This window comes from Hyphomonas jannaschiana VP2, from assembly GCF_000685215.1.
Taxonomy (GTDB): domain Bacteria; phylum Pseudomonadota; class Alphaproteobacteria; order Caulobacterales; family Hyphomonadaceae; genus Hyphomonas; species Hyphomonas jannaschiana.
The window spans coordinates 187,355-205,726 of the sequence record NZ_ARYJ01000004.1 but is presented as its reverse complement, the minus strand read 5'-3'; the positions used below and the strand labels follow the sequence as shown (position 1 = coordinate 205,726).

At 63.1% G+C, this 18,372-nt stretch carries 20 protein-coding genes; 4 read left to right on the top strand and 16 right to left on the bottom strand.

Annotation, left to right across the window (positions count from 1 at the left end; all coding sequences use genetic code 11):
* Positions 1-113: 113 nt before the first annotated feature.
* The 10 genes from HJA_RS07575 to HJA_RS07530 all read right to left on the bottom strand — a co-directional run bounded on the left by HJA_RS07575 (position 114) and on the right by HJA_RS07530 (position 6,377).
* Positions 114-380, bottom strand: a complete 267-nt coding sequence (locus tag HJA_RS07575) for a FliM/FliN family flagellar motor switch protein (protein WP_035580346.1) — start codon at positions 378-380, stop codon at positions 114-116.
* Positions 377-796, bottom strand: a complete 420-nt coding sequence (locus HJA_RS07570) for a hypothetical protein (RefSeq protein WP_035580343.1) — start codon at positions 794-796, stop codon at positions 377-379. The genes HJA_RS07575 and HJA_RS07570 overlap by 4 nt, the downstream gene beginning before the upstream one ends.
* A complete protein-coding gene (locus HJA_RS07565; RefSeq protein ID WP_035580341.1) occupies positions 796-1,728 on the bottom strand; it encodes a flagellar motor switch protein FliG in 933 nt (310 codons plus the stop codon). The genes HJA_RS07570 and HJA_RS07565 overlap by 1 nt, the downstream gene beginning before the upstream one ends.
* On the bottom strand, positions 1,725-2,390 hold the full coding sequence (locus HJA_RS07560; protein ID WP_035580338.1) for a hypothetical protein: 666 nt from the start codon (positions 2,388-2,390) through the stop codon (positions 1,725-1,727). Before HJA_RS07560 ends, HJA_RS07565 begins: the two co-directional genes overlap by 4 nt.
* 82 nt (positions 2,391-2,472) lie before the next feature.
* Positions 2,473-2,745 carry a CtrA inhibitor SciP gene (gene sciP, locus HJA_RS07555; protein ID WP_035580335.1) on the bottom strand — a complete coding sequence of 91 codons (273 nt, stop codon included), beginning with the start codon at positions 2,743-2,745 and terminating at the stop codon, positions 2,473-2,475.
* A gap of 206 nt (positions 2,746-2,951) precedes the next feature.
* The gene (locus HJA_RS07550) at positions 2,952-4,037 is read right to left on the bottom strand and encodes a phosphotransferase (RefSeq protein ID WP_051597487.1); all 1,086 of its coding nucleotides are present in this window, start codon (positions 4,035-4,037) and stop codon (positions 2,952-2,954) included.
* Positions 4,003-4,659 carry a hypothetical protein gene (locus HJA_RS17950; protein WP_051597486.1) on the bottom strand — a complete coding sequence of 219 codons (657 nt, stop codon included), beginning with the start codon at positions 4,657-4,659 and terminating at the stop codon, positions 4,003-4,005. The genes HJA_RS07550 and HJA_RS17950 overlap by 35 nt, the downstream gene beginning before the upstream one ends.
* Before the next feature lie 15 nt (positions 4,660-4,674).
* On the bottom strand, positions 4,675-5,481 hold the full coding sequence (gene proC, locus HJA_RS07540; RefSeq protein ID WP_035580331.1) for a pyrroline-5-carboxylate reductase: 807 nt from the start codon (positions 5,479-5,481) through the stop codon (positions 4,675-4,677).
* Between the two features lie 4 nt (positions 5,482-5,485).
* Positions 5,486-5,989 (bottom strand): type III secretion system chaperone family protein, encoded by a 504-nt coding sequence (locus HJA_RS07535; RefSeq protein WP_035580327.1) that lies wholly within the window; start codon positions 5,987-5,989, stop codon positions 5,486-5,488.
* A gap of 130 nt (positions 5,990-6,119) precedes the next feature.
* The gene (locus HJA_RS07530) at positions 6,120-6,377 is read right to left on the bottom strand and encodes an accessory factor UbiK family protein (protein ID WP_035580324.1); all 258 of its coding nucleotides are present in this window, start codon (positions 6,375-6,377) and stop codon (positions 6,120-6,122) included.
* Between the two features lie 89 nt (positions 6,378-6,466).
* Between HJA_RS07530 and lgt the strand changes: the two genes are divergently transcribed.
* A complete protein-coding gene (gene lgt, locus HJA_RS07525) occupies positions 6,467-7,423 on the top strand; it encodes a prolipoprotein diacylglyceryl transferase (protein ID WP_241764319.1) in 957 nt (318 codons plus the stop codon).
* Positions 7,375-8,466 (top strand): class I SAM-dependent methyltransferase, encoded by a 1,092-nt coding sequence (locus tag HJA_RS07520; protein WP_241764318.1) that lies wholly within the window; start codon positions 7,375-7,377, stop codon positions 8,464-8,466. The genes lgt and HJA_RS07520 overlap by 49 nt, the downstream gene beginning before the upstream one ends.
* Here HJA_RS07520 and HJA_RS07515 read toward each other — a convergent pair.
* Positions 8,463-8,885, bottom strand: a complete 423-nt coding sequence (locus HJA_RS07515; RefSeq protein WP_035580318.1) for a secondary thiamine-phosphate synthase enzyme YjbQ — start codon at positions 8,883-8,885, stop codon at positions 8,463-8,465. The two genes, HJA_RS07520 and HJA_RS07515, sit on opposite strands and share 4 nt — an antisense overlap.
* A gap of 109 nt (positions 8,886-8,994) precedes the next feature.
* On the opposite strand from HJA_RS07515, the gene ypfJ reads away from it, so the two are divergent.
* Positions 8,995-9,846: a KPN_02809 family neutral zinc metallopeptidase gene (gene ypfJ, locus HJA_RS07510; RefSeq protein WP_035580315.1), complete on the top strand. Its 852-nt coding sequence runs from the start codon at positions 8,995-8,997 to the stop codon at positions 9,844-9,846.
* Positions 9,847-9,958: 112 nt separating this feature from the next.
* Positions 9,959-11,245 carry an O-acetylhomoserine aminocarboxypropyltransferase/cysteine synthase family protein gene (locus tag HJA_RS07505; protein ID WP_035580312.1) on the top strand — a complete coding sequence of 429 codons (1,287 nt, stop codon included), beginning with the start codon at positions 9,959-9,961 and terminating at the stop codon, positions 11,243-11,245.
* A 60-nt stretch (positions 11,246-11,305) separates the two neighbouring features.
* On the opposite strand, the gene HJA_RS07500 is transcribed toward HJA_RS07505, so the two are convergent.
* The 5 genes from HJA_RS07500 to HJA_RS07480 form a co-directional block, all read right to left on the bottom strand.
* On the bottom strand, positions 11,306-12,772 hold the full coding sequence (locus HJA_RS07500; RefSeq protein WP_155839890.1) for a DUF1254 domain-containing protein: 1,467 nt from the start codon (positions 12,770-12,772) through the stop codon (positions 11,306-11,308).
* 160 nt (positions 12,773-12,932) lie between these two features.
* Complete coding sequence (rpoD, locus tag HJA_RS07495) at positions 12,933-14,921, bottom strand: RNA polymerase sigma factor RpoD (protein ID WP_035580306.1); 1,989 nt, start codon at positions 14,919-14,921, stop codon at positions 12,933-12,935.
* 64 nt (positions 14,922-14,985) lie between these two features.
* Positions 14,986-16,866: a DNA primase gene (gene dnaG / locus HJA_RS07490; protein WP_051597485.1), complete on the bottom strand. Its 1,881-nt coding sequence runs from the start codon at positions 16,864-16,866 to the stop codon at positions 14,986-14,988.
* A 111-nt stretch (positions 16,867-16,977) separates the two neighbouring features.
* Entirely contained in the window at positions 16,978-17,742 is a 765-nt protein-coding gene (locus HJA_RS07485) for a PRC-barrel domain-containing protein (RefSeq protein ID WP_035580303.1), read from the bottom strand.
* A gap of 86 nt (positions 17,743-17,828) precedes the next feature.
* Positions 17,829-18,326, bottom strand: coding sequence for a GatB/YqeY domain-containing protein (locus tag HJA_RS07480; protein ID WP_241764317.1), 498 nt, complete (start codon positions 18,324-18,326; stop codon positions 17,829-17,831).
* Positions 18,327-18,372: the final 46 nt, after the last annotated feature.

Here is an 18,372-nt window from a genome sequence, read left to right as displayed (position 1 = left end):
AAATTCCTCTCTGGCGTTAGGAATTGCCGAATTCGGAACAGGGAAACAGCCGGCTCATGCAGCGCTGCCCATGGCAGGCTGCAACGCATTGTTAACCATGGGTTTTCCCGCAGTTACGCGGCTTCGCGGGAGTCGACGATCTCTGACAGGGTCACACCCAGCTGCCCATCGGCCACGACAAGACGCCCGCGCGCCATAAGCCGGTCGGACACATAGATCTCGACCGGCTCATCCGTCCGCCGCTCCAGCGCGACGACATCTTCAGGCGCCATGGCGACCAGATCTTCCATTGGCATGCGCACTTCGCCCAGCACCACATCCACACGCACGGGCACATCCATAAGGGATTTCTGGAGGGCAGGATTGGCAGGCTTGGTCATGATCCATCCTTCTCGGTCGGGGTGGAGTTCTGGCTGAATTCCCGGCTTTGTGCAAACAGGTCTCCTTGTCCATCCACGATCCGCTGCGCCGTTGCGGTGACAAGGCGCAGGGCCGATTGCCGGAAACCGTCAGAATATGCGCTCGATTCCAGATGCTGGGCCAGAGATACCAGATTTGCCAGTGCTTCGGTCAGGTTCTCTGTCAGCTGCTTCAGACGTGCAGCCTGTTCATCATGCCTGAGCGACATGGCCGCCGCATGGGCCTCGGCACGTGCCTCGGTCAGCAGCATGGCGAGGTCCGGCGCAGACAGCGTGATCTTTTCTTCCACCGGCAACGCGGGCACTTCCGGCTCGGGCGGCGGGGTGAAGTCGCTGCGGAAATCGAATGCCTGGAGGGATTTGACAGCGCGCTGCATCAGTCGACCAGCTCATCATCTTCGACCTGGCCATCGGCGCGGATGTCACCACGCTGCATCAGGGTCCGGGCCAGCTCGACCAGTTCCTGGCGAGCGGTTTCAATCTCGCTGCGGCGGATCGGGCCGAGCGAGGCAATCTCTTCGCGCAGCAGGTCGCCGGCGCGCTGGGTCATGTTGGCAAAGAAGACGGCAGCCGTTTCAGGACGTGCGCCTTTGAGCCCCACAACAAGCACCGCACGGTCGGCCGCAGACAGCAGGGTCTGCAAGCCCGCCGCATCAAGGCTGGCCAGATCGTCGAAGGTGAACATCAGTGCGCGAACCTTCTCGCCCGCCCCTGGTGCGGCGTGATCAAGCGCGGCGAGGAAGGTCTTTTCAGAGCGGCTGTCGAGACGGTCGAAGATCCGGGCGACCCGTTCGTGCCCGTTTGCCTGACCGCCACCCACATGCGCGAACAGGATCGCCTCAAGCCGGGTTTCAAACGCTGACAGGGCCGCCGGATGGACCGGGCCAAGATTGAGAAGCCGCTGCATGGCGTCAATCGCCAGCCGGGGCGGCAAAGCCCGCAAGAGGCGCGCAGACGTCTCGCCCGGCAGACGCGACAGGACGAGCGCCACAGTCTGGGCATGCTCAGCTGAAAACAGGCCAGCCAACGTCTCGGTTCCCGCATCTGCCAGGCGTCGCCAGACCGAGGCACCAGGTTCTGCCGGAAGGCGAAGACGCCGGTGCGCTTCCATAAACTGAGAAACCGCCTCGGTTTCGCCCTCCGGCGAAGGACCGAGCGAGTCCATCGCGGCGGTCAGGGCCTGGACTTCGGATTTGGAGAGTTCCGCCCAGATCGGCGCAGCGTCCGGCCCGAGCGCACGCATCAGGCGCGCGGAGCGCATCAGGCCATCGGCCGGCGTATCGTTCCGGGCAATCGTCAACGCGCTCATGCATTGCCTCCATTGCCGCTCATCCAGGCGCGGACAACATCGGCGGCGCGGCCAGGGTCCCGGCGGGCAAGATCTGCGGCATCGTCATCGCGCATCGGCGCTGGACGGACACCCGGTTCAACGGCGGCCTGTGCGGACATTCGCGCGGGCAGCGTTTCCTGCACCAGCTCCACAGGCGCCACTTCACGGCGTTCGGTCCTGAACCCGATCCATCCGGCGAGGCCTGCCAGCAAGGCCAGCAGAGACAGCTCCGCCCAGTCTCGCGGCAAAGGCGCGCTGCTCACGCCCGGCGCAAAGGCGACGCGCTGGAGATCAACGCGCTCGCCCTTTGCCGCGTCGAGCCCTGCAGCGAGGGAAACCGTGTTGGAGAGCGAAGCATCATCCACACCCGCTTTCGTATCGACCAGCAGCAGGACCTGCCGGACACCGCCCGGCTGGCGGACAAGGGAAATGCGGACATGCCCCTGCCCTGCCATCGCTTCGGCGACAGACAGGAGGGCGGCTTCAGACTGGGAAAGCGGACCGGGAGATGCAGGCGCGCGGGTCATCACCTCGCTGCCGCGCCAGGCGAGCAGACCGAGGGCCACCGCACACGCAGCGAACGCGAGCGCCCGTGTGGAAGGCGTCGCGCCGCGCGAAATACCGGTTGCTACGTGCGCCATACTGGACTCCCGCCACCCGGAGGATTCCGGATGCTTTCGCCAGAGTTAACGGGGCGCCCGTAAATTTGGGTTTAACAGCGGCCTAGCGGCGATACTGTTGCAGGCGGGTTGTGCGCAGGCCTTTCGTGCCGTGACGCAGGTAAAGACGCTCCCAGCCTTCGAACTCTTCGTCCGTGAGATTATAGCGGTCGCAAGCCGCCTTGCGGCTCAGCAGGCCACCGGCAACAGCGGCGACCACTTCGGCCTTGCGGCGCGTGACCCAACGGGAAATGTTCGGCGACGGGAGATCCGCCATTGTGAGCTTCTGGCCATCCGGGCCTTTCACGCTCATCGGTTTTGCATTCTGCTGTTCCATATCCACACCATCTTCCAATAGAGGGCAGGCACTCCTTCTGGAGAGCCCGGAATATGGACACTACGCGCTTCCCCTTAAGCCCACGCGTAACCTGTTACGAGACTTTGCGGCTGGTCATTAGGAGGATGTTTGGAAACCTGTTCCGCCCCGGCACACTGGCTGAGACTCTGCAGGAAACATTACACGATTGAGAAAAATCTTCGGTGTCAGGGCAGCAATTCAAGAGCATTATTGTCCCGCGCCTGCGCCGCGTGCCGCCGCAGCATGGTGAGGAACATCTGGTCGCCGCGCTCGGTCTGCTTGACGAGCATCGCCGCGCCATAGGCGACCGACATGCCGTAGAAGCAGGTATACCGATAGTCGTCATAGAGCGCATCGAAGTCATAGTCCGTCACGCCCTCATCCTGCAGGCGCGCATGATAATAGCGCAGCAGGGCCTGCTCATGTTTCGGCCTGTCATCACGCGTCAGGCCGGCACCGATGAAATAGGCCACATCGCTGGCGGGCACGCCTTTTCCTGCCGTCTGCCAGTCGACGACCGCCAGCGGTTTCGGTGAGCCCGGCTTGCCGAACAGCATATTGTCCAGACGGTAGTCATTGTGCGTCAGCGCGAACGGGCCGGGCCGCTCGATCTCCTGCATCTTCGGCAGGGCGGCGGTGTAGGCATCGCCCACCTCAACGTCTTCCTGCGCGAGCTGGGGCCCATAGCGGTCCTTGAACCCCGTCCAGAGCGCGACCGTCGCTTCCATCGTCAGGGCCGGCGGCGGCGCCACGGCACTCCCCTGCAGCCAGGGATGTGTGTCGAGTGAGGCATCGTTCCAGTGCGCTGCGTGCAGGATCGCGGCCGCATCCATCGCGCGTTCGGCTTCCGCCACACTACAACCGGTCAGCTGGTTGCCCTGCTCTGCCGGCGCCATGTCTTCCATGATCAGGGCGAACCGGTTCGTCTCCGGGTCATAGTCGGTGTAGAGCGCCGAGGGCGTGATCCGCCCCGCCACTTTCGGGAAGGTGCGGTAGAAGTTCACTTCCCGCTCGTAATGGCCGAGCATCTTGGCGGTCATCAGGCTGGTTTCATTGTCCGACGGGAACTTGCCGACCAGCGTCGCCGGGGCGCCATCCCCCTTGCGGGCATAGTCGAAAACAAAGCGGACATTCTCGCCGATCTGTCCGGTGCCGATAGACTTTGCGGTCAGGCCAGAGACCTCCGCATCAATGCCTATTTCTTCGAAAAGCTGGTTGAACCAGTCCGGCGTCAGTTCAAGGGGATTGGTGTCGAGGCCGGGTCGGCTCATGGGTTTCCTCCGCATCGTCAGGCTCGTCCGGCCCGCTCTTTGATTTTTTGGGTATGTATCTGTTCAGGCGCTGCATCCGCCCTTCCGCAGCGCGCAGGGCCTTGTCCAGCGCCGCCATGGTCAGGGCAAAATCGCCATTCTTGTCCTTGCGCCAGGCCCGTTCAGTCTGCGCGATAACAAAAGCGATGGCAGCCACTTTGAGCCCCAGTGGCGCGCCGCTGTCATCATCGAGACCAGCCGAAGCCAGCGCCCAGTGCGCACTGGCAGCCCGGTGTGCCGGGAGGCGCAGCAGAAGCCGCGGCGTCCGCTCCCGGTCCCGCATCAGGGCGACAGCGCCGGCGCGATGATCCTCCATCGCCTCAAACCGCAGCATGATGACGTCAAACAGGCGCTCACGCGGGGAGTCCCCGCCCGGCGGGCCCTCGGCTGACATGGCGCGGTCGAAATAGGCGTCGAAGGCATTGGCGAGGTCGTCGCGCGTGACGCCGTAAAACTCGCTCAGCGGCAGGCCGGTTTCTTCCGCAATGGCAGTGAGGGTGATGTCGCCCCAGGGCGTGTCCTCAGCGAGGCGCAGCGCGGCGAGGAGGCCCAGTTCGACGATGTCGCCAGTCTCCGCCTCCATGGTGCTGTTTCACTCCTAATCCGTGTCGCGAGAGAGCTCCCGGTCGCGGTTCGCAGCGGCGCGGATAGCCTTTCGCATCAGGATAGGCATCCCACCCTCATCCATGAGGATGTCAAGAGCCGCCTGGGTGGTGCCGCCGGGTGAGGTGACCGCTTTTCTGAGGGCGCTCGGCGCCTCGTCTGACTGCACCATCAGGGCGGCCGCCCCTTCGATGGTGAGCGCGGCCAGCTGTTCTGCCAGCTCAGCCGGCAGGCCTTCGGCCATCGCGGCATCGGCCATGGCTTCGGCCATGAGGAAGACATAGGCCGGGCCGCTGCCGGACAGACCGGTGACGACCGACATGTGTTTCTCGTCCACCGGACCGATGACTTCGCCGAGCGGTTTCAGCAGTTTTCCGGCGATTTCGAGCTGCTTCGCCATGACTATATCGGACTTCGCCATGACCGAGACGCCCTTGCCGATGGCTCCGGGCGTGTTTGGCATGACCCGGATGACATGACCTGTGCCGAGGCGCTCGGTCAGCTGCTTGAGACGCGTCCCGGCCATGATGGAGAGAACCAGGGTCTGCGGCCCGATCCAGGGCTTCAGGCTCTCGGCCATTTTCGGGAAGACCTGCGGCTTCACCGCGATGACCAGCACATCCACCGGCTCAGGCTCAGGGTTCAGCGAGACCTTGCCGGCCCCGGCCCATTCGGTGACGGTTTCGGACGGCTTCGGATCCTGAATGCGGATGTCGGGCTTGCCCCGTCCGGCCAGCCAGCCGCTGGCGAGCGCGGCGCCCATCCGGCCTGCCCCGATCAGGGCGATCGAAGGCCCGGCCATCGCCTCAGGCTTCGCCGTGGGTTTCGAACATCACCGCATCGATGGCATCGCGCGGGGATTTTCCGGCCCAGATCAGGAAGTTGAAGGCAGGGATGAACCGCTCCACCGCGCTGACCGCGGCGGCCATTGTGCTGCGCACTTCGCCCAGCGTCGGCTCGTCCCGGTCCATCATCGGGAAAGTGTAGCGGAAAATGATCACGCCCTCATCGGCCCAGTAATCGAAATGGCCGAGCCACAGGCGTTCGTTCGCCATCATGATCAGCTCGGCAATCTGGGAGCGGCGCGCCGTTTGCGGCTTCACGTCCAACGTCATCGAGAAATGGATCGCGGCCGGATCCGGCCGGTAGGCAAACAGGGAACCTAGATCGCCCCAGCGGGTTTCGGCAACGGCCTGCAGCGTTCCTTCTTCGTCGCGCTCCGCCTGCCAGCCGCCCTCTTCCAGCGCCTGTTCGACCCGTTCCAGCGGGTCGACCATGTTGTATTCGTTGCGGGTCAGACCGACACTCATTTACGCTCCCCTCGCAGACTTTGTTATCGGGACAGGATTCGTCCCTCTGCGCTATCCCCACGCATAGGCCATGCATACGCCCCTCAGCGACGAGGTCCATCCGCTTCAACAGTTAAGGGAGGGGCAGAACTCAGCTGTCGCCCTGATCTGCGGCAGCTTCCAGCTCCGCCACACGCTTTTCAAGCGCTTCGACTTTTTCCAGCGCCGAGACAGCCAGCGCCTTCAGCGCCTCGACTTCGTCGCGCCCGGCAAGGTCCATATCGGCAATCATCGCCCGCACGCGGGCCTGCGCCGCCGTCTTCGCTTCCTCGCCCGCTGTCCGGGCCGCGCCCAGCGCGCCGGTCATCAGACCTGCAATGTCATCGAGCAGTGGATTTGTCGTCGCCATGAGGCTACTCCTTCGCGCGCGGGTGGTTGGCCTTGTCTGCCGCTTTCCGTAACAGATAGGTCCGGGGCAAGACAGGGAAAAGAGGCCGCATGTTTGACACGATGACGCTGCTGGGGGCGCACCTGGCCGCTGGTGCCCTCTCTTTCCCTGAGATGAGCCCTGCCATCTTCTCGATTGATTTCGGTTTCCTGGGCCTCGGCAAGTTCCACCTGCGCTGGTACGCGCTGGGCTATATGGCCGGGATCGGCCTTGCCTGGTGGTACGCCACGGCGATGATCAAACGCCCGGCCCTGTTCGGGGGGACAAGCCCGCTGACCAAGGACCAGCTGGACGACATCATGTTCTGGATCATCCTGGGCATCATCCTCGGCGGACGGATCGGCTACATTCTTTTCTATATGGTGCCCTACCAGTTTGACGCGCTGATCGCGGACCCCGGCACGATCCTGCGCATCTGGGATGGCGGCATGTCCTTCCACGGCGGGATTTCCGGCGTCGCGATAGCGCTCGTCTATTTCGCCTGGTCGCGGAAGGTGAGCCTCTATTCCATCGGCGACATCGCCGGCGTTGTGGCCCCGATCGGCATTGGCCTCGTCCGTATCGCGAACTTCATCAATGCCGAACTCTATGGCCGCCACACGGACTCGTCCTGGGGCATGATCTTCCCGGAAGGCATTGTGCCGGGCTCCACGCCGCCGGCCTATAACTGGGACACCGGGCAATGGGTCTATACCGGCTTCGAGACGGCGCGTTTTCCAAGCCAGCTTTATGAATCCGCACTGGAAGGCTGGCTGCCACTGATCGTCCTCTCCATCCTGATCTGGCGCTTCGGCGCGCTGAAGCGGCCGGGCCTCGTCGCGGGTCTCTTCCTGCTGATGTACGCCTTCGGCCGCACCATGGTGGAGAATTTCCGCATGCCGGACAGTTTCGTGCACGGCCTGCCGGAATGGCTGACCATGGGCCAGATCCTGTCCATCCCGATGTGGCTGGGCGGCGCATGGCTCGTCTGGAATGCGCTGAAGCAGAAACCTGCGAAGCAAGCGTGACCCTGAAAGAGCGCCTCATCCGCCTGATCGAGACAGGCGGCCCGATCCCTGTGTCGACCTATATGCAGCTTTGCCTGCACGACACGGGCCAGGGCTATTACGCCACGCGTCCCGGCATCGGGAAGGATTTCATCACCGCGCCCGAGATCAGCCAGGTCTTCGGGGAGCTGATCGGCCTGTGGCTGGTGCATGAGTGGAAGGCGATGGGATCGCCGGAAGAAATCCGCATCGTCGAGATCGGCCCCGGCCGCGGTGTGCTGATGCAGGATGCGCTGCGCCTCGCCATGGTGGCCGGCGGTGAAGACTTCGCCCGCGCCATGCGCGTGACCCTCGTGGAACCAGCCCCCGCCATGCGCGAGATCCAGCGTGAGGCCCTTGCCGCCGCCCAGCCGGAGTTTGCTGCGACGCTCGCCGAAGTGCCCGCCGGGCCGATGCTGTTGGTCGCAAATGAATATCTCGACTGCCTGCCCGCCCGGCAGTTCCGCAAAGACGGCAATGGCTGGCGCGAATGCGTGATCGGGCTGGATGCGGATGGCCAGCTCGTCTTCGGCCTTGCCGCCGACGAACAGGCCGCCCCGGAAGGTGCCGCAGAGACGAGCGCGGTGGTCGAAGTCCAGACCGGGCTCGACATCCTGCTGGCAGACCTTGTGACCCGCACCGATCCATTCCGCGCCCTGTTCGTGGACTATGGCCCAGCAGATGTCGCGCCGGGCGACAGCCTTCGTTCGTACAAGGATGGCCAACAGGTGAGCCCGCTGGACCTGCCCGGCGAGTCCGACCTGACGGTGGATGTCGATTTCGGGCGGCTGGCGCGCCTCGCAAAGAAAATCGGACTGGACGTAGCCGGGCCCTCCCCGCAAGGCATGTTCCTGCTGGGCCTTGGCGCACAGGCCCGGCTCAATCAATTGGTAAAAGCGAACCCGGACGACGCCGAAGCCATGTTCAATGCCGCCCAGCGCCTGATCGACCCGAAAGACATGGGCGAACGCTTCAAGGCGATCTGCCTCTCTTCCACGGGCCTGCCGACGCCTGCGGGTTTCTAGCCTTCCAGCAGGTGCGCCACCACGCGGCGGGTATGCGGGGCGTCGCGGTGCTCGAACAGGTAGAGGCCTTGCCAGGTGCCAAGCGCCATACGGCCGCCGATCACCGGAATGGACAGGGATGTCTGCGTCAGTGCGGCCTTGATGTGGGCGGGCATGTCGTCCGGCCCTTCGGTGCGATGCTCCAGATAGCTCATGGAAGGATCGTTCGCGGGCGGGACAAGCCGGCGGAAGAAAGCTTTCAGGTCCGCCTGAACGTCCGGGTCGGCATTCTCCTGAACCAGCAGGGAACAGGACGTGTGCTGGCAGAACAAGGTCAGCAACCCATCGCCGCCTGCTGCGCCCGACAGGAAGCGCTGGACGGCGGGGGTGAATTCATAGAGCCCCTGCCCCGTTGTTCTGAGGGTGATCGTCTCGTGCATGCGGCCGCTCTGAGGTTGATGGTCAAACAGGCTGGCTCGTCCTCGCATGGATGCTAGGATGGCCGCAATGGCCGGGCGTGGGGCGCGGCAGAAATTCAGGAGATAACGGATGCGCTGGCAAGGTGGACGCAAGGGCGGCAACATTGAAGACCGGCGCGGCATGGGGCCCGGCAAGGTGGCGGGCGGCGGCCTCGGCGTCATCATCATCGCCCTGATCGGCTATTTCGTTCTCGGTCTCGAGCCGGAAGAAGTCGCCCAGATCGTCGGCGACCAGTCAGCGGGCAACGCGGCCAGCACGCAGGAAGGCGTGCGCGGCACACCGGAAGATGAAGCTGGCCAGTTCGTCGACATTATCGGCGCCAATATCAATGATGTGTGGAGCCAGGCGCTCCGCGGCTATCGCGAACCGACGGTCGTCCTCTACGAACAGGGCACCGGAACCGGCTGCGGCTATGGCCAGGCGGCGATGGGGCCGTTCTATTGCCCGGCCGACCAGACCGTCTATCTGGATCTCGGCTTCTGGCAGGACATGCAGACCCAGCTCGGCGCGTCCGGGGCGGACTTCGCGAAGGCTTACGTCATCGCGCATGAGTTCGGCCACCATGTGCAGAAACTGACCGGCGCCAGCGACAAGGTGCGCCAGGCACAGCAAGCTGCGCGCAGCCAGGAAGAAGCCAATGCCTGGTCCATCGCGCTGGAACTGCAGGCCGATTGCTATGCCGGTGTCTGGGCCGCCCATGCGGCAGAGGTTTCCGGCGGCGCGGTGGCGCTGGAGCCCGGCGATGTCGAGGAAGGGCTGCGCACGGCTCAGGCTATCGGCGACGACATGATCCAGAAGCGCATGACCGGCAAGGTGACGCCGGAGGCCTTCACCCATGGCACGGCCGAACAGCGCGTCGAATGGCTGCGCCGCGGTCTCTCCACCGGTGATCCGAACGCCTGCGACACGTTCAGCCAGTAAGAGCACGCTTCAGCCAGCCTGCGGCGAACACGTCAGTTTTCCTCATTGCTGCACTCCGGCCCCTCCCCTAAAGACAGCGGAGAGAATGCAGGTACACGAGTGAGGAAACGACATGACCGACACACCGCAGGGCTTTGACACGCTGGCCATTCACGCAGGCACCGAGGCCGATCCGGCCACCGGCGCACGCCAGGTGCCGATCTATCAGACAACGGCTTATGTCTTCCGCGATGCCGACCATGCCGCCGCCCTCTTCGGCCTTCAGGAAGTCGGCTACATCTATTCCCGCCTGACCAACCCCACGATCGGCGCGCTGCAGAACCGGATCGCGGCGCTGGAAGGTGGCGCGGGTGCGGTCTGCTGCTCCTCCGGCCATGCCGCGCAGATCATGGCCCTCTTCCCGCTGATGGCGCCGGGCCGCAACATCGTTGCCTCGACACGCCTCTATGGCGGCACGATCACCCAGTTCAGCCAGACCTTCAAACGCTTCGGCTGGTCCTGCACCTTTGTCGACTTCGACGACCTCGACGCGGTGAAAGCGGCTATCAATGACGATACGCGCGCCATCTTCTGCGAGACCATCGCCAACCCCGGCGGCTACATCACCGATCTCGACGCCATCGCGGCCATTGCCGACGAAGCCGGCATCCCGCTGATCGTCGACAACACGACGGCCACGCCCTATCTCTGCCGCCCGATCGACCATGGCGCGACGCTGGTGGTTCACTCGCTGACCAAATACATGACCGGCAACGGCACGGTCACCGGCGGCGTGGTGGTGGACTCCGGCAAGTTCGACTGGTCGGCCAGCGACAAGTTCCCCTCCCTCTCTCAGCCGGAACCGGCCTATCACGGGCTCACCTTCCACGAGACCTTCGGCCCCGCCGCCTTCACCTTCCATGGCATCGCCATCGGCCTGCGTGACCTCGGCATGACGATGAACCCGCAGGGCGCGCACTACACGCTGATGGGCATCGAGACCCTGTCGCTGCGCATGGAGAAACACATCGCCAATGCGCAGAAGATCGCCGCCTGGCTGGAAGGCCATGACGCCGTCGCAGGTGTCACCTATGCGGGGCTCGACTCGTCCCCCTACAAGAACCGCATCCCGAAGATCTGCCCGAAGGGCGCCGGCGCCCTCTTCACCGTGCAGCTGAAAGGCGGCTACACGGCCTGCACCAAGTTCGTCGCGGGCCTCAACCTGTTTAGCCATGTCGCGAACCTTGGCGATGCGCGCTCGCTGGTCATCCACCCGGCCTCGACCACGCACCGTCAGCTGACGGAAGAACAGCAGATCGCTGCTGGCGCCTCACCGGACACGGTCCGCCTCTCCATCGGCATCGAAGACGCCGACGATTTGATCGCGGACCTGGATCAGGCACTTAAAGCCGCCGGGTAAAATCAAAACCAAAAGGGCGGCCAATTGGCCGCCCTTTTTCTTTTGGGTCTCTGGATAGCACTACTGCCTCTTCCAGTTTTCCGGGAACCATTCCTTGCTGAGGATTTCATCGGTCGGCCCGTAAATCCGCATGACGATGTTCAGCTGGATATCCTTGTCCTTTGTGCTCGGGATCCAGTTGGGAACATAGTCAGCGTCTTCCGGCGGCTCAGGCGAAATGAAGAGGCGGAGCGATCCGTCTGCCTCGTATTTCAGGCCCGGCGTGTTGTCCCCAATCCGGAACTTGTCCCAATCATTCGCAATCAGCTGCGCCGTTGCCATATCGTACAAGGTGACGGACCAGAACTCCTTGACGGGAGGCGGTGACGCAAGCCGCAGCTCATAGGACTCCCCGCCCGTCATGCTCTTCCGATCCGAATCCAGCGTCGTGGTGATGTAGACGGATTCCTCTTTCACATTCACGAGGATGCCATACTCCGTCAGCGCTGCCCGCAACAACCATGACCAGTCCGGCGTAGAGACTTCCGGCGGGGTCATGCTCCAGCCGCGCAGGCGCGATGCCATGGGACTTGTCCTGATCATGCGCTGGCTGTCCTGGGCGGCTTCTTTCAGGCCCGCCATGAAGACGGGATTTGGCGCCAGCCCGGCGCCCGGAATGATTTCCTCGAAGATATCGGCCGCGTACGCATCCTTGCCATAGGGCGGATTGCGCCGGAGAATTTCACGGTAGTTGTCGAAGATGCCGAGCGTTTGCCGCGCATTCGGGTCGATCAGTTCATAGCTCTGCCCCGGCACGGCATTCTCAGCCACCTGCACGTCCATGGTCGCACTCAGCGGCGCCAGCTGTACCGCGTCTAGAATGCTCTGCGCCTTCGCCACGTCTTCTGGAATTTCCGGGCTGACGCGGATACGCCCGAGCAGCGCGACCGTGTTTGTCGGCGAGTCGAGGCGGATCGCGCCTTCAGGCAGCTCCCCCTGCCAGTCCGGACCGACCAGCGCGACCTGCTGGCCCCCTTGCGGATAATGCTGGCGCGAGACGTTGGCGATGATGTTGTGCCAAGCGTCCACGAACATGAACGTATAATAGCGGCCATCCTCGACAGGCGGGATCGTCAGGATCTGCGGCTGCTCCGAGAGATCGAAAAAGGACACGATGTTCAGGACATCAAGGTTCGGCGTGACATAGATCTCGTCGTCGGACGTGGGCGGATCACGGTATTTGAGGAGCGAATTGATTTCTGCGCCGTTCTTCAGGACGAAGTCGCGCTCCTCAAGGATCATACGCCAGCGACCGTAGAACCAGAGATAGGCCTGGCCGCCGAGGTCATAGGCGTGTTTTTCGGCAAACTCGATCACAGGATACGGTTCCACATCGCCCAGATCGGAGACGGATGCATCGCCCATTCCGGAGGTTGCCGCGCGAATGCCGACTGACAAAGTCCGGTTTTTTGCAACGATAACGGCAGTCAGCGCGCATGCGGCGATCAGGATCACCCCCATTACAACGCCGGTCAGGATACGCTTCAATGTTAGTCCCCTCGGATTTGCTCTCCAAGGGCCGAGGTATAGGCCGGACGCAATTTAATGCAATCGCATTACTGCGGCCGGGGGAGACGATGAAAACAAAAAACGGGCGCCGAAGCGCCCGTTTTATCCTGGTAATGCCGGCCCGGTCCCGGGCCGAAAATCAGGTATCCAGGAAGCTGCGCAGTTTGCGGCTGCGGCTTGGGTGCTTCAGCTTGCGGAGCGCTTTCGCTTCGATCTGGCGGATACGTTCGCGCGTAACGCTGAACTGCTGGCCAACTTCTTCCAGCGTGTGGTCGGTGTTCATACCGATGCCGAAGCGCATGCGCAGCACGCGTTCCTCACGCGGGGTGAGCGAGGCGAGCACGCGGGTCGTCGTTTCACGCAGGTTCGACTGGATCGCGGCGTCCACGGGAAGGAGCGCAGCCTTGTCCTCGATGAAATCGCCGAGGTTTGAATCCTCGTCGTCACCGATCGGCGTTTCCAGCGAGATCGGCTCTTTCGCGATCTTCAGAACCTTGCGGATCTTCTCCAGCGGCAGGCCCAGCTTCTCGGCCAGTTCTTCCGGGGTCGGCTCGCGGCCGATCTCGTGCAGCATCTGGCGCTGGGTACGGATGATCTTGTTGATCGTCTCGATCATGTGCACCGGGATACGGATCGTGCGGGCCTGGTCGGCAATCGACCGGGTTATCGCCTGACGGATCCACCATGTGGCGTAAGTCGAGAATTTGTAGCCGCGGCGGTATTCGAACTTATCGACCGCCTTCATCAGGCCGATATTGCCCTCCTGAATGAGATCCAGGAACTGAAGGCCGCGGTTGGTGTATTTCTTCGCGATGGAGATCACGAGGCGGAGGTTGGCTTCGACCATCTCCTTCTTCGCGATACGGGCTTCGCGCTCGCCTTTCTGCACCGTCTGCACGATGCGGCGATAATCATCGATCGGAATACCGATTTCCTGTGCGATCTCGGAGATTTCCGCACGCACTTCCTCGATGTCGGCTTCCTTGGAGTCGATGAACCGCTTCCATTTCGCCGAGATGTCCTTGACCTTGTCGGTCCAGTCCGGCTCCAGCTCGCGGCCGAAATAGTTCTCCAGGAATTCCTTGCGCGGCACGCCATGCGCGTCAGCCAGACGCATCAGCTTGCCTTCCAGGCCCATCAGTTTCTTGTTGATGGCATAGAGCTGTTCCACCAGCGCCTCGATACGGGCGTTGTTGATGTGGATCGTCTTCAGGTTTTCGACGATGTTATTGGACAGTTCGTCATATTCGGACTGTGCCTTCGGCGTCAGTTCCTTGCCTTCCATGCGGCGGGAGACGAGCTTGTCCTGCAGCTTGCGGTAACGGCCGAAACCGTCGGCAATTTCGTCGAGCTTGGCGAGGACACCGTCACGAAGTTCCGCTTCCATGGCCGACATGGACATGGCGGCGGCATCATCTTCGTCCTCTTCCTCTTCGGCCTCTTTCTGCTGGCGTTCGCGCTCAGCCTCGACCTCGTCGACCTCGCCGCGGCGGGTCTTGGCCTTGGCTTCCGGCTCTTCTTCCTTCTCGACGGGCTTCGGCTCCGGCGGCGGGTTTTCCGCGCCATAGGTCGCCTCAAGGTCGATCAGGTCACGCAGCAGGATCCGCTCATTGATGAGCTCATCGCGCCACACCATCATGGCTTCGAAGGTCAGCGGGCTTTCGCACAGGCCGCGGATCATCGCATCGCGGCCAGCCTCGATGCGCTTGGCAATCGCGATCTCGCCCTCGCGGGAGAGCAGCTCCACCGCGCCCATTTCACGCAGGTACATGCGCACCGGGTCATCGGTGCGGTCAGAGCCGCGGGCGTTGCCCTTCTTGGCGACGACCTTGCGGTCCTCGATCTTGGTCAGGGCCTTGCCCTGCTCTTCGGCTTCTTCTTCGGTCTCAACGACGGCGATGCCCATTTCCGAGATCTGGGACATCACGTCCTCGATCTGGTCGGAGGTCATCTCGTCATTGGGAAGCAGGGCGTTGATTTCGTCATGCGTGATGAAGCCGCGCTTCTGGGCGCGCTTCAGGACTTTCTTGACGTCTGTGGCGTTGAAATCGACAAGACCGGAGTCGTTGTCCTTCTCGTCATCGTTATCGCGTTCGCTCTGCGTATTCTTCTGCTTGGCAGATGCCATTCACTCTCTCTCCCGTGACATACGGCGCGCTCACCCCGCCATACATCTCAAAGTTCCGTGCTTTTCAGCTTTCGCCGACTTTTCCTGCTGCCTCGTTCATGCGGGCCCTCAAAGCCCTGCGTTCCGCGACGAGCTGGTGCTTCCGCCGCCAGGCTGATGGCGACGACGTAGCATCTGCGCCAGCATCATCCATGCCAGCGTCAGCGTCCTGCTCAGCGGAACGACCTGCAACCATGTATTGCTCGAGGGCAATGAGCCATTCCCGTGCCTCGGGTCCGTCGACCGCTATCGGAGGCGTCTGGGGATATTCGTTGAGCAGACTGGCAGCGCGCATGTTCCCTGCTTCCGCTAAATGGGCGCTCAATGCCCCGCGGTCAATAGGTTTTCCTGCATGTGCGAAATCAAGGACAGCATCGCGCAGCAGGCTGACATCGGGATCAGCAAACGCCGCCGCCGCGAGCGTTTCGGCGCCAAGGTCGAGCAGTTCGGGCGTATCGACCGCGCGCACCACCTGGCCGAGCCCGCGCAGCTTGGCCGGCGCGCCGCCTTTCAGTTCCACCTGTCCCTGTTCGCCTGAGGCGGGAAACTGTGCCGATCCGGTGCGTTTCCTGTAGTCGCCACTGCCTTTTGGCTTGCCCCGGGTCGCCTGGCGGATTTGCCAGAAATGGTCCCGCATTCGGGATTTGAGGTCTCGTTCGTAAGCTGCGCGGACGCCCGGATGCTGGATCTGCGCGGCCGCCGCCATCAGGCGCGCTTCCAGCCCGGCCTGGCGTTCCGGCGTATCCAGCGGCTCGGCATCCCGCTCACGCATCCAGAGCAGTTCGGACATGGCAATCCGCCCTTCAAGCGCATCCGCCATGGCGCCGGGGCCGCGTGCGCGGATCAGGTCGTCCGGGTCCATGCCGTCCGGCAGCAGCACGAAGAACAGCGACCGTCCCGGCTCGACATGCGGGAGTGCCCGGTCGATCGCGCGATAGGCCGCGCCAAGTCCGGCACGATCCCCGTCAAAGCAGAGAACAGGCTCCGGCCCGGCCTTCCAGATCAGGCTCAGCTGGTCTTCGGTCAGCGCGGTACCCAGTGGGGCGACGGACATGCCGAACCCCGCCTCGGCCAGCGCGATGGCATCCATATAGCCTTCGCAGACGATCAGGCCGCCGCCTTCACCGCTGCCCAGCGCCTCGCGTGCCGTCTTGAAGCGGTAGAGCACGCGGGATTTGTGGAAGAGCGGCGTGTCGCCCGAGTTCAGGTATTTCGGCTTGGCATCCGGCTGCAGCGCCCTGCCCCCGAACGCAATAATTCCGCCGCGCACATCGGCGATGGGGAACATGAGACGGCCGCGGAACGCATCGTACGGCTCACCGCCCCGGTCACTCTCCTTGGCGAGGCCCGCCTCGAGGATCTCTTTCGTGGAGAAACCTTGCGACTTCAGATGATCGATCGTCTTGCGCCAGTCATCGGGTGCATAACCGAGCCGGTGGCGTTTCCAGGCAGCTGGCCGGAGGCCGCGCCCTTCCAGATAGGTTCGCGCGGGTGCGCCTTCGGACGAGTTCAGCCGGTCTTCGAAATAGGCCGCCGCTGCCTCACACACGGCCTGCAGCCGCTTGCGGTGATCATATTCCTCGGCGGCCTGGGGGCTCGCCTTCGGCAGCTGCATGCCGGCTTCTTCGGCCAGCTTCTCCACGGCTTCCATGAAGGACAGCCGCTCGGTCTCCATGACAAAGCTGATGACATCGCCGCCAATGCCGGAGGAGAAGTCCTTGAAGATGCGCTTCTGGTCGTTGACGTAGAAACTCGGCGATTTCTCATTGGTGAAGGGCGACAGGCCGACCCATTCCTTGCCCTTCTTGGTCAGCTTCACCTTGCGGCCGATCACGTCCGAAGGCCGGATACGGGCCTTCAGCTCCTCAACGAAGCCATCAGGGATGCGGATGGAAGGTGGCGCCATCCGGTCAGGATACCGCGTTCCCGCCTCCGGGGAAACGCGCCTTTTCACGTCTTCCCACGAAAAGAGGGCCCGGCAGCGCCGGACCCTCCTCTACTCCACTGAACCTGCAGCTTATTGATCGGCCGGCAGCACTTTGGCGTGGGCAAAAGCGTCTGCATCGACGTCAATCAGCAGGCTGCCATCCCCATCGCCCTGTTCGATGGTCAGCGTGTCGGCATCGACGACGAATTTCGTCGTTGCAGCCAGGCCGTCAGAGATGACGACGTATTCCGGCGTGCCGTCCGCTTTCATGATGAAGTCGTTCACCCGGGCGAGCGTGTCACCGAAGGCCAGCGAAGCCGTCGTGCCCATGGCTTCCGATGCCAGGCGATAGTCGTCGATGCCATTCTGTTCGAATTCCGGCAGGCCTTCCAGAGACGCTTCCGAATAGGTCACTCGCACATCGGGCTCTTCCCCGTCGGTAACATTCTCGATCAGCGCGTTGTCGAAGCCGACGGCGTGAAGCGTGCCGCCAACACCGGCCACACCGCCTTCACGGACGATCAGCTTCGGCGTGTCACCGGCTTCGCCAATCCAGACATCTGCCACAGTGGCGATTTCCTCGCCGACCGGGTTCAGGACAGCAGACCCGATGAGGCTGGATGCGAACAGTTCATCCGGCGCCATTGTGTAGGTATCGCGGGCCGCGGGCTCTATGTCAGCCCGGGTCATTTCTTCCAGATCAGCGGCGCGTTCGTCCTTGATCTGGTCCGGCGTGGCTGCTGCCGTTTCCGTTGCAACCGGCGGCGTTGTCTCCGCATGGCTGGTCGCTTCGGTGCATGCAGCAGTGCCCATCATCAGGGCGATCGCTGAGGCGGTAAAGAGAAGGGGTTTCATGGTGCGTCCTTTCCTTGGCTTGTGCGGGAAAGAACGGACATGCGCTTCGGAATGTTCCGAAGGTTAAGAAGGTTTCACTGAACGGATCAGCTGGCGCGCGAGAGAGCCTTGCGGACGGCTTTACCAGCGGCGCCGGTCTCGATCATGCCGGGATACCGCTCCTTGAGCGCGCTCATGCAACGGCCGAGATCCTTGAGCTTCGATGCACCAAGATCCGTCACAATTTCGTCCACGGCCGAGTCCAGGGCCTTGCCCTGCAGAGGAACCGGCAGGAATTGCTGGATAATCTCGATTTCCTCGCGCTCGCGGATGGCTTCTTCGAGACGGCCGGCATCTTCGTGCTCGCGGGCCGCGACTTCGCGCTGGGCAACCATGGTTTCGAGCACCCGCCGTACATCCGCATCCGGGCAGCCTTCACCTGCCCCTCGCCCGCGGGCACACACGTCCCGGTCGCGCACGGCGCAATCGATCAGGCGCAACGTCGCAAGACGAACGCCCGGCTGGCCCTGCTCAATCTCTGATTTGAGGGCATTTGCAATGCGCGCTTTCAGCGACATCAATCCACTCGTATCTTCTCGGCCCATGCCGCGTTTTGCCTCTCATAGCCCTGCCGCATCACTCGCTTGACGC

Excerpts from the sequence above, each read along its gene's own strand:
- proC (WP_035580331.1), bottom strand. The coding sequence starts at position 5,481 with ATGGCCGGGCCTTCGATCGCCCTGATCGGGGCAGGCCGGATGGGCGCC.
- HJA_RS17950 (WP_051597486.1), bottom strand. The coding sequence starts at position 4,659 with ATGGAGGCGGAGACTGGCGACATCGTCGAACTGGGCCTCCTCGCCGCG.
- HJA_RS07515 (WP_035580318.1), bottom strand. The coding sequence starts at position 8,885 with ATGCACGAGACGATCACCCTCAGAACAACGGGGCAGGGGCTCTATGAA.
- HJA_RS07575 (WP_035580346.1), bottom strand. The coding sequence starts at position 380 with ATGACCAAGCCTGCCAATCCTGCCCTCCAGAAATCCCTTATGGATGTG.
- HJA_RS07565 (WP_035580341.1), bottom strand. The coding sequence starts at position 1,728 with ATGAGCGCGTTGACGATTGCCCGGAACGATACGCCGGCCGATGGCCTG.
- dnaG (WP_051597485.1), bottom strand. The coding sequence starts at position 16,866 with ATGGCGCCACCTTCCATCCGCATCCCTGATGGCTTCGTTGAGGAGCTG.
- HJA_RS07520 (WP_241764318.1), top strand. The coding sequence starts at position 7,375 with ATGGCTCGTCTGGAATGCGCTGAAGCAGAAACCTGCGAAGCAAGCGTG.
- HJA_RS07550 (WP_051597487.1), bottom strand. The coding sequence starts at position 4,037 with ATGAGCCGACCCGGCCTCGACACCAATCCCCTTGAACTGACGCCGGAC.
- rpoD (WP_035580306.1), bottom strand. The coding sequence starts at position 14,921 with ATGGCATCTGCCAAGCAGAAGAATACGCAGAGCGAACGCGATAACGAT.
- HJA_RS07480 (WP_241764317.1), bottom strand. The coding sequence starts at position 18,326 with ATGGGCCGAGAAGATACGAGTGGATTGATGTCGCTGAAAGCGCGCATT.
- ypfJ (WP_035580315.1), top strand. The coding sequence starts at position 8,995 with ATGCGCTGGCAAGGTGGACGCAAGGGCGGCAACATTGAAGACCGGCGC.
- HJA_RS07560 (WP_035580338.1), bottom strand. The coding sequence starts at position 2,390 with ATGGCGCACGTAGCAACCGGTATTTCGCGCGGCGCGACGCCTTCCACA.
- sciP (WP_035580335.1), bottom strand. The coding sequence starts at position 2,745 with ATGGAACAGCAGAATGCAAAACCGATGAGCGTGAAAGGCCCGGATGGC.
- HJA_RS07505 (WP_035580312.1), top strand. The coding sequence starts at position 9,959 with ATGACCGACACACCGCAGGGCTTTGACACGCTGGCCATTCACGCAGGC.
- HJA_RS07485 (WP_035580303.1), bottom strand. The coding sequence starts at position 17,742 with ATGAAACCCCTTCTCTTTACCGCCTCAGCGATCGCCCTGATGATGGGC.
- HJA_RS07535 (WP_035580327.1), bottom strand. The coding sequence starts at position 5,989 with ATGAGTGTCGGTCTGACCCGCAACGAATACAACATGGTCGACCCGCTG.
- HJA_RS07570 (WP_035580343.1), bottom strand. The coding sequence starts at position 796 with ATGCAGCGCGCTGTCAAATCCCTCCAGGCATTCGATTTCCGCAGCGAC.
- lgt (WP_241764319.1), top strand. The coding sequence starts at position 6,467 with ATGTTTGACACGATGACGCTGCTGGGGGCGCACCTGGCCGCTGGTGCC.
- HJA_RS07530 (WP_035580324.1), bottom strand. The coding sequence starts at position 6,377 with ATGGCGACGACAAATCCACTGCTCGATGACATTGCAGGTCTGATGACC.